Raw genomic sequence first — 17,483 nt, 5'->3', positions numbered from 1 at the left:
GCTTGATGATCCACAAGAGGTTACCAGCAAGGAGCAACCCCGCTCGTGGAAAGAGAAAATAGTCAATTTTATCGGAAGAAAAGACAAGAAATAGCACCTAAAAAATATCGAAAAGTTCTCAGAAATTTAGAAAATAAGGTGCGGTCCAAAGCCTTGATCACTAGTTGAAAAACTCAACAGTGGTGTGGCTCTGATCATGGTTTTGGTGCAAGATTTAAAGGAAATAACCTATTATTTCATAGATTATCAAAATCTCTTTTAGTGAGCTTTTGTCTATTTTCGGTTATGTCAGTTTATTTAACAGACGAATCTTATGATTTTAGTAAATGATTAAAATGTGCTTTATGAAAAGCATATGATCCTTTAAAGCCTTTCAAAAGAAACGGTTTATAATCATAAAAATGCTATTAAGACGTATTTATAGATTTAAAGGTTGGTACTTAAAAAAATAATAAGAGTAAAAAGTTATTTTAAACATATTAAGTGAATTTTCAAAAGACAGTTTATAATGATAAGAAATCCTATTAAGACTATTGTGGTTATGAGTTTAGGGGGTTATGGGGGTTATGGGTGTTCTTTTTACCCCCCCTTTATATATATTTTTTTAGTCAAAAATAAAAGTTATTATATTTCAATAAGTTAATCTTTCAAATAAACAACCTATATTAAACACAAAACATAAATACAATCTTTAATATATATTTAAGAGGGTTTTGTAGGTGTTTTGGGGGTTTGAGAAACCTTCAAAACCTATAAGTAATATAAGAAAATGAATATATATATAACTCTCTTTAAACAAAGCTTTTGAAAACAATAAAGCTATCATTTTAGATTACGGTATAATCTTTTAAAGGCAATGTAAAAAAATCTAATTCTATTTAAGAGTGGATTTCTTAAAAGTCTTAAAGCAATCCAAATAAGAGTATCTAAAAATGCAAATGGTTTCTTTTTAGAATAACGCATGATAAATTATTCCTTTTAAGATTATAGGTAATCAACTCACAAGATGATACGTTTAAAGAATTTACAAAAGTCCATTAAAGAGATCTTGATAACGTAATTATTTCCTATCTTAGTTTATCTCATAACAGATGATAAAATAGACTGTTATTTAAACTAATACATAAGCGGATTTAATAAGATTGGCATGCCCATTATGTGAGCATGCTTTATAAGTTATTCAGTTTCTCTAATCTCTAATTTTGGTAAGTTCTTAACAATTTTCATTGTCTCTAAACTTATGGTAATAACCCTCTGAAATAACTCTAGAGGGTAGGCAGGGTTGCCAACGGTTTCAACAGCATAGCGATTGGCATCATTGACAATACCACTCTTTTTATCAGTCTTTACACATTGACGCCCCATAACCCATTCAAGAGCAGGCTTGCCATTGACGATATACTCATAAGCTTCAAGAGGGATATCTGTTATGGTAATATTGCTGTTATAAATAACAGTTGATTTATCCTTTTCCTTACTATTCTTAATTTTTGCAAATTTCATTTCAGTTACATAATAGAATTTTTCGGGATTAGAGATCTCTGTAACTTTTGGATTACCCTTTTTAAAGGTGACAGGATAAGGCTCTACATCTTCATAATTCACGTGCAAATGACCTAGTTCACGTCCTGCTGTTACAAATTTCCAAAAGTCATCAGCACTCTTTACACACGGGATACGAGGCAATTCTTTAGAGAGGTTATCAGCATAACGGGCACGGTAATCTTCCGAATGTAAAATCCCATAAACATAATAGAACAAATCATCTTTTGTTATGGTTTGATTAGGATAAGCGGCTTTAAAATGTTCTAGTCCCTCATCAGTAATGGCATCACGCCTTTGTAAACCAGCTGTTGTGCTTTCTTCTATAGAGTTTGTAAATAAAAGGGATTGGTTTTTATTTTTACTCTTTGAAACTGGAGTGTGTTTGTAAAAATATCTTGGAAAGCATTGACCTTTTTCTATTGCATCTAAACTAGGTAAGGCTTTATTCATCAATACAGAAAATCTTCTTGCTCCTATACCTGTAATTTGTATTACCATATTTTCAACCGTTTCCCCTATCGGAAATATTCGCGGCATTTGTAAAACCATTTCATTAAAGGCACGATTGTAATAGAGCCACTGTTGTGTAAAAGGACGATATAAACTTTGCATAAGGCATGTAGCTTCAAATTTAAAAATCTTTCCTTTTGCTAAATCTTGTTTAAGAGCACGGCTCCAACTGATTTTTCTGGCATCTGTATTGACGAAATTGTCTACAACTTTTGTAAGTGTTTTACGATCAACATGTCCATAAGCATTATTAAAACGCTTTACTTCACTGTTATAGAAGGCAATCATATTACTTATGTTTTTAGCTAAAACTTCATGGCTTGAATTGTATACCCAAGCATCACGGCTAGTTACAACACCACACGAAAAATTTTCAAAAAGCTTTTTACCATGACCTTTCTTAACACCTATGGCTAAAAATGCTTTGAAATTGTTATCACGTTGACCAAGCCAATCACCATGTTTATCTGGTGTGATTATTTGCCAACCTTGTTTACTTCGTGTAATACCATTAATGCTACCAAATTCTTTAATTGTTTTAAGCTTTTTTTCTCTTGTGAGGTAATCTCCAATATCACGGAAATATATTTTCCCCTGTTGTTTGGATTTTGGATTTTTTACGAGAATAGAGATAGCAATAGGGGCTCGAGAGCCTTCACCAAAAATCTTACCGCCTTCTTTTTGCGAAAGTTCTCCAGAAGTTCTTTGATTCCCTCGTAAATGAAAAATATAAAGGCTTGAAAATTCTTCAACTAGGCATTTGCGTAAACCATCCATAGATTTTGTATCTATATAACTTGCATTTGTAACAAAACCAATCACACCACAATCTTTTATACGGTCACTTGCCCAGCGAATGGCACGAATATAACTATCATAAAGATTTCGCATAAGGCTTGCTTTAGATTGAGCGGCGTAAGTTTCACCAATACGGTTATTTAATATCGGATAAGGGGTATTCTTCGCATTATCATTAGCACTTTTTTGACCAGTTGAATAAGGCGGGTTGCCGAAGATAACTTCGATAGTCAAATTTTTCTGATGTTCCAAATATTCACTGTTTTCTTTGAGTATACCTTCCATAAGATCTTGTTTTTCAATCATTCGAAACGTATCAGTCAAACCAATATGCTTGAAAGGGATATAATTTCCTTTCATAAGACCATGATAGGTTGCTTCGATATTAATGGCTGCTATGTAATAGGCTAGCAAGACAATCTCATTTGCGTGGATATCATAACGGTATTTATATTCCATATCCTCTGGTTTGATGAGATTGGATTGTAATAGCCGTGTGATAAAGGTCCCAGTACCCGTAAAAGGGTCAAGAATAGAAACACCACGTGATCCTAGACTTTTTCCAAATTCATGACGCAACACATCATCAACAGAATGAATGATAAAATCAACAACCTCAATGGGAGTATAAACAATGCCTAATTTTTCTACTGTACGCGGAAAAGCATAACGGAAAAATTCATTATAAAGCTCTACAATTAAACTTTGTTGTGCTTCAAGATTGGTAATTCCACGCGTGTAAAATTGTATACTCCTAGAAATATTGTTCAGATCTTGAGATTCTTCTTTAGGGGTAACTTTATCAAGGACATTGAGTACACGTTGTAAAGCACAAGATACGGGATTCTCTTGAACAAACTGATGCCCCTCAAATAAAGCATTAAAGACTGGACGCGTCACAAGATGTTGCGCAAGCATTTCAATCGCATTTTGTTCGGAGATAGTTGTATTTAAATTACTACGTAATTCGGTCATAAAATCATTAAACACACGCCGTGTTTCAGTTTCTGATTTCGTCAAAACCTCAGTTAAGCGTGTGATATGAGTTTGAGCAAGATCACCAACATTTATTGCCCATTTTTTCCAATAGCTAGGGTCGTAAAATCTATTAACAATAGCAGCTTTAATGACATCTTTACATTTAGAAAAAAGGGGGAGTTCTCCTTGTTCTTCACATGTGTGAGAGGATTCATAAGTTGCTAACCCAATATTAAGTCCTGAATACTCTAATTTTGAGCGTATAGGTAAATCATCAATAACCGTGGTCGTATCTTCTAACGCAAGTTCTTGAGAAGCAGCAACAATTTCAAGAGCATCGCTTACGTCTTGTTTTTTGTGCATATGGTGAATTATTTTATTAAAGTTATCATCATGGGCACGTAAAGCATTGAGAACTTGCCAGATGACATTATACTTTTGGTTGTTTTCTAAGGCTATTTCCGGCGGAATATCAGCGGGTATCCCAACGGGTAGAATGATATAGCCTCTTTTTTTACCCTCTGCTCGACGCATTACACGTCCTATTGCTTGAATAATCTCAATTTGACTTTTGCGCGGGTGTAAAAATAGAACAGCATCAAGAGCGGGTACATCAACACCTTCAGAAAGACAGCGTACATTGGTAAGTACACGACAAGTATTTTCCCCCGCATCTTCCTTTAACCATTCAAGTTGTTTTGTACGCTCTTTAGCACTAAAGGTTCCATCAATATGGGCAAGGGTACAGTTAAGAGGAGGAGTATCTTTATAGTTTTTATGAAGAGCGCGTAAAGATTCTTGCACTTTTTCTTTTTTGAATCTTTTGCATATGCGTTTAGAAGTATCAATATCTTTGCAAAAAGCTAAAGCTCTACGCATGGGCTTGGGGTCATCTTCAAGATCAAGTTTCAGATCCATTTTGGTAAGGGCTCTATAACAGCCATTAATCTTGGTCCTATCATCGAGAATAAGTTCATAATTCTTATCGGTAATCAGATGTTGAATGGATTGACTTACTTCTTCTTCGTTGACAACTAATATGATAACTTTACAAGGTGATAACAGCTTATCCTCTAAAGCACGTGAAAAGTTGTAAGTGTAAAGTTGTTTGCCATAGAGTTTTTCATTATCCATGGACACCAAAACGTTATTGGATAAGAAAGCATTCCTTTTCAGCTTGTCACTAAAGATCTTTGGGGTTGCTGTCATGTAGAGGCGTTTTTTTCCTCGAATAATGCTATTGTCATGAACCTTGATAAATTCAGATTCATGCTTTTCTGTTCCCAACACAACACCAGTTGTTCTATGGGCTTCATCACAAATGATCAGATCAAATTCAGGTAACCCATGGGTATTTTGTGCATCCGAAATCACTTGGATAGAATGATAGGTTGAAAAGATGACCGTCATTGCATCTGCTAGGTTTTCACAAGCTTCTTTGGCAAGGGCTTTCGCATCTGTTGTAGCAGGGAGAACAAGATCTGATGTTTCCATGCCAACAATATCATCTTGGTTTTTACGACGCTTGCCTACTTTTGTATCCGAACACACGGCAAAAGAACGCAAGGGCACTTGTGCATCGGCTGTCCATTCACGGATCGTTTGCGAGACTAAAGCAAGAGAAGGCACCAGAAACAACACACGCTTGCCTTTTCCTGCTATGTGTTCTGCTATCTTAAGGCTTGTGAAAGTCTTCCCCGTTCCACATGCCATAATCAGCTTGCCACGATCTGCTTCTTTTAACCCTTCACAGACTTTCTTGATGGCTTCTTCTTGATGGGGACGAGGCTCTTTTGTTGATTTCAGAAGAACTTCTTGTTTTGTTGCAAATATTTGCCAATCTATCCGACTGTTTTCCATATGACGAAGGTCAATACGATAAACGGGTATCGCTTGTCCTTTAATCATGGCATTCACATTGTCACTTAATTCCACTTCTGTGGTATCAACGAGAAGACGATATTTAAAGATGTCTTTTCCAGAGGCAGCGATAAAGCTATCAATATCTTTTTTACTGATCTGATGGTCAGCTTTATAAAACTTACATTGAATAGCCACATATCCCTCTTGATTGCGAAGCTTTGCCACCAGATCAATGCCGATATCATTTTTATTCCAACCTTCACGCTCTGTTGCCCATTCATAATAGCTCTCAACCGTTTCATATCGTCCAAAATGGAGAGGGTCATGCATAAGATAAGCTATGACAAGATTTTCAAACAATGTTCCCAATTCACGAGGTGATTTTGCTTGTTGACGATAATATTCTAAGAGAGAGCGTAAAGAGACATGTTCATGATCAGAATGATGAGGGCGAAGCATAAAGAATAAACTCCATGACAATATATTCTATTGATTAATTCTCTTCAAAAGAATCAAAATGAAGCTTATTAAATCCATTTTGAATGAATAGTGTGAAAAATTCGGAAAATGCTAAAAAGCGGATAAATTTTTTTCAAAAGTTTTTTTTAATGCTGTTTATCCACAGCCCATGACATGGGATAAGATCAGCAAAATAGTGAAATTTGCTGTTTATTTGATGTGTTAATTGACCTGTTAATCAAGACAAATGCACCATGGACTTTAAAACATCAGAATGAGTATTTTGATAAGTTTTATGAATTATTTTATAGATAGGTTTTGTCTGTTTTTAAAACCCCCAAAACACCTACAAAACATATGTTATTGGTTGAATTTATAGGTTGTAATGTCGATATAGGTTGTTTTTTTAGATCTGTAAAATATTAACCACTTGAAATATAATAACTTTTATTTTGACTAAAAAATATATATAAAGGGGGGTAAAAAGAACCCCCATAACCCCCAAAAACTAATGATGGGGAGTGCTTTAAAGGTTCACTGTTATATTGTTTAATGTTTTATAAGATTTCCAAATTGCCTCAGTGTGATGTCTTATGACTTTTCACTAAGGGGTGCCATTCATAACGTATGGTAGGTCGACCGCCTTGGGAGTTATTGTCTCCAGAGATTTCACGAATATAGTTACAACGACATAAAAGCTCTAAAGCTTGCTTAACGGTTTGATTGTCTGTTAAACATTTCCAATCACGTTTATAAACATCCCTTGCTATAAAAATATCGGGTAAATGATCACAGCGTTCAACAATTAATTTTGCACGCTCTGCTGTTAATGTATCATGCGCCGCATAAAGACGTTTTGCATGACTTAATAGATATTTTTCCCAACGCAATGCTGTTGTAATGGCATAGAGACCAATTTCAAAACCACCACTATCAAGAAGTTCAAAAATTAACGCAAGGCTTGCTATGGTCTTTGGCATTTTTAAAACATGCGATTGTAAGCTTTCGGAGAAACGACCCCCTTTTGCTTCTCTATGAAGGTTTTCTAACCATTCATAAAATTTCTCTTGTGCTTTTGGCATAAAACGCATGATCAGCGGGTGTTCTGGAGAACCTAATCGTTTATCACGAAAAGAGCGAAAAACACCTTCATACTTTTGCCAGCCCTCTTGATTGGGCGGTCTATCAATCAATTTCCATTCTTGATTTTCATCGGGCCACACAATCATTTGAAACCGTTGCAATAAACCGTCATCGTTTATTCCATGGTGCATGGCTTGAATGATGGGAATAATTCGTGAAGGTTGAATGCCTCCAATTATTGATAACGTTACATGGGGGATAAAAATGGTTCCCCGCTCGATACGGTCATAGGTAAATTGATCATCTCCATTAAAAGCTGTGAGATAAAAAGCACGGTCTGTTTGATATTCCTTTCTTTCTAGATTGGTTAAAAAACCAGATAACTCATCACGAACCATTAAGAGACCACGGGGGTTTTCTTTTAAGAGTTCCCCAAGCTTTTCAACCGTCACATCATTGACAATAAAACGAGAGACATCATCATCATGTGTATTATCTTTAGAAGGGGCTTCAGACAAAAGAGCACGGGCTGTTTCAAGATCTCCTTTTTTGATCGCTTTATGGGCTTGTTTTTCCTTTTCTCGTTTGTCTAAAGTTTCAAATCTCTCTTCAATTTCTTGTTTTTCTTTCTGTTTTAACCACTCTTTATACCATTGCTTTTGAAGGCAAGTAATGGGCGCTAAAGCGGCTTTCATGGCTGGTGTTTTATATGTTGATGATTGACCAATAAGAGCGCCCCAGAGATTAGGGACAATCGTCCAATCATCATATTGTTTTGGAGCAACCCGCACGCCATTACCAATGACAGCCGCCAAACCGCATAAAGCAGAGACAACAATAAAATCCATTGGAGCTTGTTGACGCTCTGAAACGTCATAAACATAGCGACTTAAAGTTAAAGGCATTTGCGCAGCATGAAAAGGCTCGACGGGTAAGAGAGTATATTCAAGTGGTTTTAATTCCCCCCAACCGTTTTGTTGCAAGGCTTGTTCATAAGGAATGGCTTTTAAACAAGCATTATCGTTATCATTGACAGGGGTATTACTCTCTAAAATATTTTGATTATCTTTTGTCATATTACTTACCTTGAATAATAGAGAAAATCATTGAAATCTAAAGCGTTAGGGGCTTGCATGATAAAGACCTCAAAGCCTTGGCTATAAGCACGTGCAGCTAGGGTAAAACCTGCTTTACGACCCGCATCATCGCCGTCCATTGCAATTGTCAGATGTCCTTTTGTATGGGGTAAATTCACACGCATCATGCCACTGGTTGAAAGAGACGCCCATAAATTAACGGGCTCTGATAACAACCCAGACAGCAGAGACAGCCCCGTTTCAATGCCTTCACAAATAACCAGATGTTTTGGATTGGCTTGACTTAAATGCACAGCACCGCCCATTACAGATCCCAACATGGCTTTTGCTGGTTTCTGGTCTGTTTTGCAGCCATTGGCTTGTAAAAAGGTTCTATGAATAGCAAAGGAGCCAGCACCCTTAACAAGAGCCACCAACGCGGGCAGTGTAATCCCTAATGGGTGCGGACAGTTGTCGTGAAAGCGTAAATCAGCAGGCAAATCACATGTAATACCCCGCATACGTAAATAGGTTTCTGCTAAAGTATTTTTGATTGGTTGGCATTGTTGCCAAATTGCTTTTGCTCTCTCTGCTTTCTGTTTTGCTCGTTTGAGATCAGCACAAAACTGTTTTGAGAAAGAGAGCGTCTGATCATAAGCTTTATCAAAAAAGGCTTGTTTTCCAAGCAAGCCAATTCTAATGAGTGCTTGTATGATCTCTCTAAAAGAGCAGCCAGCATAACAATAGAGCAATAAACGCCCATCATGTCCATTGGCAAGGGATAAGCTAGGCAGCCTATCATCATGAGCAGGGCAACGGGCTGTTCCATAACGCCCATGCCAAGTACCACGCAAGGCACGTGTGATACCTTGCGCATTCTTAAAAGAACACATCATTTTAAATCCTATAACGTTGCGTCATAGGACGGATTGTGCTATCTCTAGGGTGATGAGTTTGAGAAAGCCTTGTCCGTCCTTATGTGACAAGGTTTTTTTTTATGCCGCGTCACTTTGACGTTGCTGTTTTGCTTGCTCGATGACATTTAAGAGATCCGATTGTAAGCAACGGGATAAAAAGCCAAATTTTAAAGGTTTTGGGAGAGAGCCATTGGTTACATGACGGCGGAAAGTTGAGACACTCATATGAAGCAATTTTGCACTTTCACGGTCTGTTAAAAGAATATCATTTTCTGTCATACTAAAATCCTTTCTATCAAAAAATGGCAACAAATCATAACCATTTATTAACCACATTTTGGTTCATTTAGAAAGATGTTTTATTTATAGAAAACAATATATTATCATACAATTTTTTATGTGATAATTTATGACTCTTATTGAGAAAGAATGAGAGAGAAGAGAGCTAAAGTTATCCACAGATCATGGGGTTATGCACCCCATATCTTAAGATTGACCCGTGACATATGCCGCCCATTTATCCATATAAACGCGGCGCTGCTCTAGATAGTCAGTGCGACGATAGGCACGCTCTACTTTACCACCTACCGTATGACTTAGAATGGTTTCAGCGACCTTCATAGGGGGCATCGGTTGTTTCAGCGAGCCAATTGCGTAAACTAGAACGAAAACCATGCGGGCAGGCTTCAAGTTTATTATGTCTCATATATTTTGCCATACAATTCTCAGCAAGGGGAGCACGACCGGAAAAAGACAGAATGAAATTACTTTTGGAAATACAACGGGCTTGTTTAATCACTTTTAGCGCTTCAGATGATAGAGGTACGCGAAATTCTGTTGTAGCGTCACGCAAACCTTTCATATTCTCAGCAGGAATAGTCCATATATCATCTTCAATCTGATCTTCACGAATATGACGCAAAGGGTTGGTACGAACGCCTGTCAGGATAAGCAAGCGCAAAGCCAGTTGTGTTATGTTTTGTGTTTTACAGAGTAACTGATAAAAGGCGGGGACATCTTTCCAATCCATTGCAGGTCTATTAGTGGTTTTATGACGTTGTTTACCTAAGAGCGCGCGTGCTTTTTCTGTTGCTTGTAAATCAACATCTAACCCTAATGCAGCCGCATGTTTGAGACAAAGATTAAGACGATTTAGTGCTTTCTCTGCTGTTGCAGCTTTTGTATGCCAGATAGGAGCAAGGGTATTGCGTATCTCTGTTTGTGTAATCTCTGAAACGGGCAGACAGCTTAATTTAGGGAGAATATGAAGGCGTAATGGTAAAAACCAATCACAAGCTTTACCATCTCTTTTTAATTCAGCTTTACGGCTTTCAAAAGCATCTAAAGCAATGTTTTTTAAATAATGAAGATTACGCATTGCCTCACGCTTTTGTTTATCGCGTTCTTTAATGGGGTCATGCCCTTCATGCAAAACAGAACGCCATTGATTTGCCAATTCACGGGCTTTTTTTAAAGAAACATTTCGCAACGCCCCCAAGCCCATTTCACGACGTCGACCATGAATGGTATAACGATAAAGCCATTGAGCACCTCCATCTTTACGCTTATGAAGTAACAAGCCGGCACCATCATTATATTTGCCAGCCCCCAATGTTGCGACAGCCCTTGCATTAAGACGGTTCATAAGGACCATTTTTACTCCTTTCTTCTACAGTTTTTACCCACACACCAGCCCCGCTTTTGACGTGCAAGCAAGTGATATTAATTGATTCAATCTGAGAGGGTTTAGAATGAGAAAACCTTACTATATTCGGGTCTTTAATTCAACATGTAAAACAGTGAATTATCTATATAAATCAATGTGTTGCTAGCTTATAGCACTGACTTAAATTTTGATATGAATACGGTAAATATAGACAATGAAAAGCACCATATTTTTCTTAATTGATAGAGAAAAATATCTTTTCGCAAAAGGTGGTTGTGGAAAAGAATCGATTAAATTGTGAAAATCCGCTTTGGTTTAAATAGACCTTTGTCGAGAATGCCAATAGCAAGAAGTTGTTCCTTATAGAGGACACAAATTTCCTCTTCATTAAGAGGTACTTTGTGATGATTCAAGAGGATAGAATGACCCTTGATAATTCTCTGTGCTTGAGTTTCATTAAGGATATAGTGAGGGAGGCAATCTAATGCGGCACTTGTGTCAATTAAGAGCCCATCGAGTGTTGAGAAGTTTTTTTCAAAAGAACGATTATTTTCATCTGTAGTGTTTTTATTTGGCGGAATGGCCGCTTTTAGTTCCTCCCATGTAATGAGATCTTCTTCATCAAAAGGTGCGACGGCAATACGTCTTAAATCAGCAATATGCCCATAGCAACCGAGATCACGTCCCATATCGCGTGCTAAAGAGCGCACATAAGTTCCTTTTCCGCAGGTTATTTCAAAGACAGAATGCTCTTTAGTAGGCATTTCTAATAACTTGAAAGTTTCTATTTCCACTTCACGGGGCGGAATTTCAACAACTTCCCCTTCACGCGCTAAATCATAGGCACGATTTCCGGCAATTTTGATTGCTGAAAATTGTGGAGGTGTTTGCAAAATAACACCTGTATATTGAGGAAGAAGAGCAAGTATTTCTTCTTGTGTTGGACGTTTGAGAGAAGTTTTCGTTATTTCTCCTTCTAGATCATCTGTTGAGCGCTCTTGCCCCCAAGCAATATGAAAACGGTAAGTTTTTTTGCCTTGCATCACGTAAGGGACGGTTTTGGTTGCTTCGCCCAATGCAATAGGAAGGAGACCAGAAGCAAGAGGATCAAGTGTACCCGCATGTCCTGCCTTTTGAGCATGAAAGAGCCATTTGATTTGTGAGACAGCTTCTGTTGATTTCATTCCTTTTGGTTTATCAAATATGACCCAGCCAGAAACAGGACGCCCTTTTTTCTTGTGTTGCCGCGCCATATCTTTAATCCTCATCTATATCACTATGGTGAAGATCGCGTGCAACCTCAGGCGAGCGAAGGAGAGCATCAATTTTTGAAAAATTATCAAAACTATTATCAAGTCGGAAACGCAGTTCTGGCATATATTTCATTTGTCGCAACGCATGACTGATTTCTCCACGGAGAAAACGACTATGTTTATTGAGGGTATCAACAACATCGGTATGAGAAGCATTTTTAAGAGTGCTGAGAGGTGATACAAAGCAAGTAGCAATTTTTAAATCTGGTGACATGCGTACTTCAGAGACAGAAATAACAATATCTTTTAAGATATCATCAAGCAAAATATCACGCTGTAATATATGCGCTACTGCATGACGTACTTGCTCTGCTACTCTAAGTTGCCGTTGTGATGGCCCTGCATTTTTCATCAAAGTTTTATCCTTGCTACAAGATCTCTTTTTTTGACCATTTAGATAAGGAAAAAAAGATATTGTGTATAAAATCTAATAACTTTTTCTCATTTTATAACAGAATAAGGTTATTGGATTATTTTATAATGTACGATTAATATGTTCGATACGGAAGGTCTCAATGATGTCTCCTGCGCGCATGTCGTCATAATTTTCAAAGGCTATTCCACATTCTTGACCACTTTGCACTTCACTGACTTCATCTTTAAAACGTTTGAGTGTTTTCAGCTTTCCTTCGTGAATAACGATATTATCGCGGATAAGGCGAACACCGGCTCCTCGTTCTATTTTACCTTCTGTAACACGACATCCTGCAACTTTTCCAATTTTTGTAATGTTAAAGACTTCTAGAATTTCAGCATTACCAAGGAAAGTTTCACGCTGTTCTGGTGAGAGTAATCCAGACATGGCAGCCTTGATATCGTCAACAAGATCATAAATGATGTTATAATAACGAATTTCAATTCCTTGTGTTTTAGCAAAATCACGTGCCTGCTTATTGGCTCGAACATTAAAGCCAATTACAGCAGAGTTAGAAGCTTCCGCAAGAGAAATATCACTTTCGGTAATTCCGCCAGCACCAGAATGTACAATACGCGCACGAACCTCATCATTTCCGAGTTTTTCCAATGCTGAAGCAATTGCTTCAATTGATCCTTGCACATCCCCTTTTATAATAAGAGAAAACTCCTTAACACCAGTCGTTTGCAATTTTGTCATCATCTGTTCAAGAGAACCACGCGAACCAGTTTGCCGCGCAACAGCTTTATCACGTGCTAATCGTTGACGATATTCAGAAATTTCACGTGCTTTTGCTTCATGTGTGACAACAGCAAAACGGTCTCCGGCTTGTGGTGTTCCTTGCATGCCTAAAATTTCAATCGGTGTAGAGGGAACGGCTTCTTTGACATGGCGGCCATGGTCGTCAATCAAAGCACGCACACGACCCCATTCATTTCCGGCAACTATAATATCAGAAGGGTGTAATGTACCTTTTTGAACAAGAACTGTTGCAACAGATCCACGTCCGCGATCCAATTTGGCTTCAATGATAACGCCCTCTGCAGTTCGTTGAGGATCTGCTTTCAGATCAAGCATTTCAGCCTGAAGAAGGATAGCTTCGAGAAGTTTATCAAGATTTTGACCAGTTTTAGCAGAAACTTCAACGTCCAAAGTTTCACCGCCCATAGTTTCAACAAACACTTCATGTTGTAGAAGTTCTGTACGTACTTTTTGTGCATTCGCAGCTGGTTTATCAATTTTGTTGATAGCAACAATGATAGGTACACCAGCGACTTTCGCATGATTGATTGATTCAATCGTTTGGGGCATAACACTATCATCAGCGGCTACAACGAGAACAGCAATATCAGTAACACGAGCTCCACGTGCACGCATAGCCGTAAATGCAGCATGACCAGGTGTATCAATAAAGGTAATTTTTTGACCGTTTTGTTCTACTTGATAGGCACCAATATGCTGCGTAATACCTCCTGCTTCGCCAGAAACAACATTTGCTTTACGAATAGCATCCAAAAGAGAAGTTTTTCCGTGGTCAACATGGCCCATAATGGTTACAACAGGGGGACGCTGCTGCATGTTTTGAGGATTATCTTTTATATTAAAGATACCTTCTTCTACGTCAGATTCTAAAACACGTTTAACAGTATGGCCAAATTCAACAGCGATGAGTTCGGCAACATCTGCATCAATAACATCGCCAGGTTTCATCATTTGTCCTTGTTTCATCAAGAATTTAATCACATCAACAGAACGCTCCGTCATACGTTGTGCGAGCTCTTGAATGGTAATCGTTTCAGGAAGAACAACTTCGCGAGAAATTTTTTCTCTTGGTTCTTGATTTTGTGCACGCTTAAACTTTTCCTGTCTACGCCGCATTGCAGCCATTGAGCGCCCACGTGCGTTTCCTTCTTCATCCAGTGCACTATTCAGAGTTAGCTTTCCGCGTCGCCGCTCATCAGCTCCTTTGACAACTTTTGGTACACGTATTTCTGATTTAGCAGGATTAGCACGTCGACTATGCCGTTCTTCCTCTTTATTGTCATCTATTTTGCGTTTTTCAATCACGGTTGTGTTTTTAGGCGCAATAGGAATATCTGTCTGTTCAATGAGAGGGGGAACAGGTGGAGTCTGTACTGGTGATATTTCTTCTTCTTGTTGGAGATGTATTTCTTTTTCTTTACTTTCTTGCTGTAAAATTTCTTCACGCTCTTTAGCGCGTCTTGCTTCTTCTTCGGCTTGTTCTCGCGTTATTCTTTCTTGGATATGTGCTTCTTCTAACGCGCGAAGTCTCGCTTCCATTTCAGTTGATGAAAGATTGCTTTTGGCCACAGATTCTTGAGGCTTTTTTCCCTCAAAACGCGGTTTAGAACGCTGGGGGGCCACATGCGGCTTTGTAATGGGCTGTAGGGTTTCAGCTTTTTCATCAGGTCGCGTAATTTTACGCCGTTTGGTTTCGACAACGACAGCCTTCGTACGGCCATGACTAAAATTTTGTTTAACCGTGCTCGTTTCCAAGACAGACCTCTTGAGAGTTAGTGTCTTCTTGACGGTTGTTTTGTCGTTGTTATTTTCACTCATTGTACTTCCTTCACGGCTTGTGCCGTCATCTCACTAGACTTACTATGCTTGTCGTCACGATAGCTGATCAATTTACATGTCGTTTTGAGAAATCCTTCAGCAGCCTTTGTGTCCAGTAAGGCCGCGTGCATTACAGGATTAGAGCCAAAAGCCACTCGCATTTCATCACTTGTAAATAAAGATATGGTTTTTATAGTCCGATTTGTTTGTTGTTGTATTGAATGGATGGCCTGTGCAATTTTTCGTTTCCCATCTTCTGTTGTTTCTTTAGCATGAAGTACAAGAATAACTTTACCAGAGCGGATAGCAGCGTCAACCTTTGTTGCTCCCATAACAATTGCTCCCGCTTTTCGTGCCATGGAAAGGCTTGAAAGAGCGGCTTTTAGTAAAAGCGTATCAATAACATGCACAAGATTTGGTGCAACCTCAACATCTGTTTTAAAATTTCTATGAAAAGCTTTCTGTTTTATTGCTTTCTCAATAACAGCGTGATGGGCGGAAATCCAAACGCCACGCCCTGGTAAATTCGCTTTAAGATCAGGAACAATTTGGTTATTGGGACCAATAACAAAACGGATCAGCGTTTGTGCTGAAGCATTTTTTCGGGTCACAATGCAAGTCCGTTCATTCATTTAAAGTGTATCCACATCCAAATCATCTATTTTTTCATTTTCTGTAGAATTTTCATCTTCTACAGGATTTTCTGTAACAAGATCAGCTTGGTCTATCCAGCCTGCTTGTACACGTGCGGCTAAAACCATAGCTTCTGCATCTGCGCGTGTAATGTCAAAAGGGGTTAAAATACCAGAAAAATTCTGTGTTTGACCTTCTTTGCGTTCTCTCCAACCAGCTAAATCATCAACGGCATAGCCAGCAAAGTCTTCTATTGTTTTTACACCATCCTCACCTACAGCAACCAACATAGCACTTGTCATTCCAGGAAGTGTTCGCAATTCGTCAGAAACTCCGAGCTTCTTGCGTTTTTCATCAAGTTCTTTTTCTTGATGATCAAGATATTCGCGGGCACGACTTTGGATTTCAGCGGCGGTATCATGGTCAAAACCATCAATAGAAGCGATTTCTTCAAGATCAATATAGGCGATTTCTTCAATAGAAGAAAAACCCTCTGATGCCATAACCTGTCCGATCATTTCGTCAACCTCTAAGGCTTCCATAAACAATTTACTCCGTTCAGTAAATTCTTTTTGACGATTTTCAGATTCTTCCTTTTCCGTTAAAATATCAATGTTCCATCCTGTTAGCTGTGAAGCCAAGCGAACATTTTGCCCACGTCGTCCAATAGCAAGGCTAAGTTGATCATCTGGCACAATAACTTCAATCCGTTCAGCATCTTCATCAAGGATAATTTTAGAAACTTCAGCAGGTTGCAGTGCATTAACGACAAATGTTGCCGCATCAGGCGACCAAGGAATAATATCAATTTTTTCGCCTTGTAATTCAGCAACAACAGCTTGTACACGACTTCCTCGCATTCCAACGCATGCTCCAACAGGATCAATGGAACCATCGCGTGAAACAACGGCGATTTTAGCCCGTGAACCTGGATCACGAGCTACAGATTTGATTTCTATAATACCATCATAAATTTCTGGCACTTCCATAGTGAAAAGTTTTACCATAAATTGGGGATGTGTGCGTGAAAGGAAGATTTGCGGCCCACGCGTTTCACGGTGTACATCATTGACAAAAGCACGAATGCGATCTCCATAGCGGAATGATTCACGAGGAATTAATTCATCACGGCGCACAATAGCTTCACCGCGCCCTAGATCAACGATGACGTTACCATATTCCACACGCTTAACTGTACCAGAAATAATTTCACCAACTTTATTTTTGAATTCCTCATATTGCTGATCACGCTCTGCGTCGCGTACTTTTTGTACAATAACCTGTTTAGCAGATTGTGCTGCGATACGTCCAAAATCCATAGGAGGTAAAAGATCAGCAAAAAAATCACCAATTTTTGCTTCTGCTTGATGTTTGAGAGCATCAGACAAAGTAATTTCCGTTGTATAGTCTTCAACGACATCAACGATTTTAAGCAGGCGCTGTAATTTAATTTCACCTGTTTTAGAATTGATTTCAGCACGGATATTGGTTTCTTGACCATAACGAGAACGTGCTGCTTTTTGAATAGCATCAGCCATCGCAGAAATGACAATTTCACGGTCGATTGACTTTTCACGTGCAACAGCATCTGCAATTTGCAGAATCTCAAGCCTGTTAGCGCTTGTAGCCATCAATTTTCTCCTTCTT

The 17,483-nt window shown here is 38.4% G+C and carries 9 protein-coding genes and 1 pseudogene; all 10 read right to left on the bottom strand.

Annotated features, from left to right (window positions below; all coding sequences use genetic code 11):
- Positions 1-1,176 precede the first annotated feature (1,176 nt).
- Positions 1,177-6,153 (bottom strand): DEAD/DEAH box helicase, encoded by a 4,977-nt coding sequence (locus ACFILA_RS06905; protein WP_375660879.1) that lies wholly within the window; start codon positions 6,151-6,153, stop codon positions 1,177-1,179.
- A gap of 578 nt (positions 6,154-6,731) precedes the next feature.
- Positions 6,732-8,312 (bottom strand): YfjI family protein, encoded by a 1,581-nt coding sequence (locus tag ACFILA_RS06900; RefSeq protein ID WP_375660878.1) that lies wholly within the window; start codon positions 8,310-8,312, stop codon positions 6,732-6,734.
- Positions 8,313-8,317: 5 nt separating this feature from the next.
- Positions 8,318-9,208 carry a toprim domain-containing protein gene (locus ACFILA_RS06895; RefSeq protein ID WP_375660877.1) on the bottom strand — a complete coding sequence of 297 codons (891 nt, stop codon included), beginning with the start codon at positions 9,206-9,208 and terminating at the stop codon, positions 8,318-8,320.
- A gap of 99 nt (positions 9,209-9,307) precedes the next feature.
- Positions 9,308-9,508 carry a helix-turn-helix transcriptional regulator gene (locus tag ACFILA_RS06890; RefSeq protein WP_375660876.1) on the bottom strand — a complete coding sequence of 67 codons (201 nt, stop codon included), beginning with the start codon at positions 9,506-9,508 and terminating at the stop codon, positions 9,308-9,310.
- A 207-nt stretch (positions 9,509-9,715) separates the two neighbouring features.
- Positions 9,716-10,883 (bottom strand): annotated as a pseudogene (locus ACFILA_RS06885) (tyrosine-type recombinase/integrase).
- A gap of 302 nt (positions 10,884-11,185) precedes the next feature.
- Complete coding sequence (gene truB, locus ACFILA_RS06880; protein ID WP_375660875.1) at positions 11,186-12,148, bottom strand: tRNA pseudouridine(55) synthase TruB; 963 nt, start codon at positions 12,146-12,148, stop codon at positions 11,186-11,188.
- Positions 12,149-12,152: 4 nt separating this feature from the next.
- Positions 12,153-12,560 (bottom strand): 30S ribosome-binding factor RbfA, encoded by a 408-nt coding sequence (rbfA, locus tag ACFILA_RS06875; RefSeq protein WP_273790591.1) that lies wholly within the window; start codon positions 12,558-12,560, stop codon positions 12,153-12,155.
- A gap of 123 nt (positions 12,561-12,683) precedes the next feature.
- Positions 12,684-15,203, bottom strand: coding sequence for a translation initiation factor IF-2 (gene infB, locus ACFILA_RS06870; RefSeq protein ID WP_273790590.1), 2,520 nt, complete (start codon positions 15,201-15,203; stop codon positions 12,684-12,686).
- Positions 15,200-15,835 (bottom strand): RNA-binding protein, encoded by a 636-nt coding sequence (locus ACFILA_RS06865; protein ID WP_273790589.1) that lies wholly within the window; start codon positions 15,833-15,835, stop codon positions 15,200-15,202. Before ACFILA_RS06865 ends, infB begins: the two co-directional genes overlap by 4 nt.
- A complete protein-coding gene (nusA, locus tag ACFILA_RS06860; protein ID WP_375631074.1) occupies positions 15,836-17,467 on the bottom strand; it encodes a transcription termination factor NusA in 1,632 nt (543 codons plus the stop codon).
- Positions 17,468-17,483: the final 16 nt, after the last annotated feature.

Origin of the sequence: Bartonella sp. CL71SXKL (genome assembly GCF_042194935.1) — a bacterium.
In the GTDB taxonomy this organism is placed as follows: domain Bacteria; phylum Pseudomonadota; class Alphaproteobacteria; order Rhizobiales; family Rhizobiaceae; genus Bartonella.
The sequence above is the reverse complement of the archived record's forward strand: the minus strand, read 5'-3'. Positions and strand labels throughout refer to the sequence as shown.

Coding starts and splice junctions, on each gene's coding strand:
- rbfA (WP_273790591.1), bottom strand. CDS start 12,560: ATGAAAAATGCAGGGCCATCACAACGGCAACTTAGAGTAGCAGAGCAA.
- ACFILA_RS06890 (WP_375660876.1), bottom strand. CDS start 9,508: ATGACAGAAAATGATATTCTTTTAACAGACCGTGAAAGTGCAAAATTG.
- ACFILA_RS06895 (WP_375660877.1), bottom strand. CDS start 9,208: ATGATGTGTTCTTTTAAGAATGCGCAAGGTATCACACGTGCCTTGCGT.
- nusA (WP_375631074.1), bottom strand. CDS start 17,467: ATGGCTACAAGCGCTAACAGGCTTGAGATTCTGCAAATTGCAGATGCT.
- ACFILA_RS06905 (WP_375660879.1), bottom strand. CDS start 6,153: ATGCTTCGCCCTCATCATTCTGATCATGAACATGTCTCTTTACGCTCT.
- truB (WP_375660875.1), bottom strand. CDS start 12,148: ATGGCGCGGCAACACAAGAAAAAAGGGCGTCCTGTTTCTGGCTGGGTC.
- infB (WP_273790590.1), bottom strand. CDS start 15,203: ATGAGTGAAAATAACAACGACAAAACAACCGTCAAGAAGACACTAACT.
- ACFILA_RS06865 (WP_273790589.1), bottom strand. CDS start 15,835: ATGAATGAACGGACTTGCATTGTGACCCGAAAAAATGCTTCAGCACAA.
- ACFILA_RS06900 (WP_375660878.1), bottom strand. CDS start 8,312: ATGACAAAAGATAATCAAAATATTTTAGAGAGTAATACCCCTGTCAAT.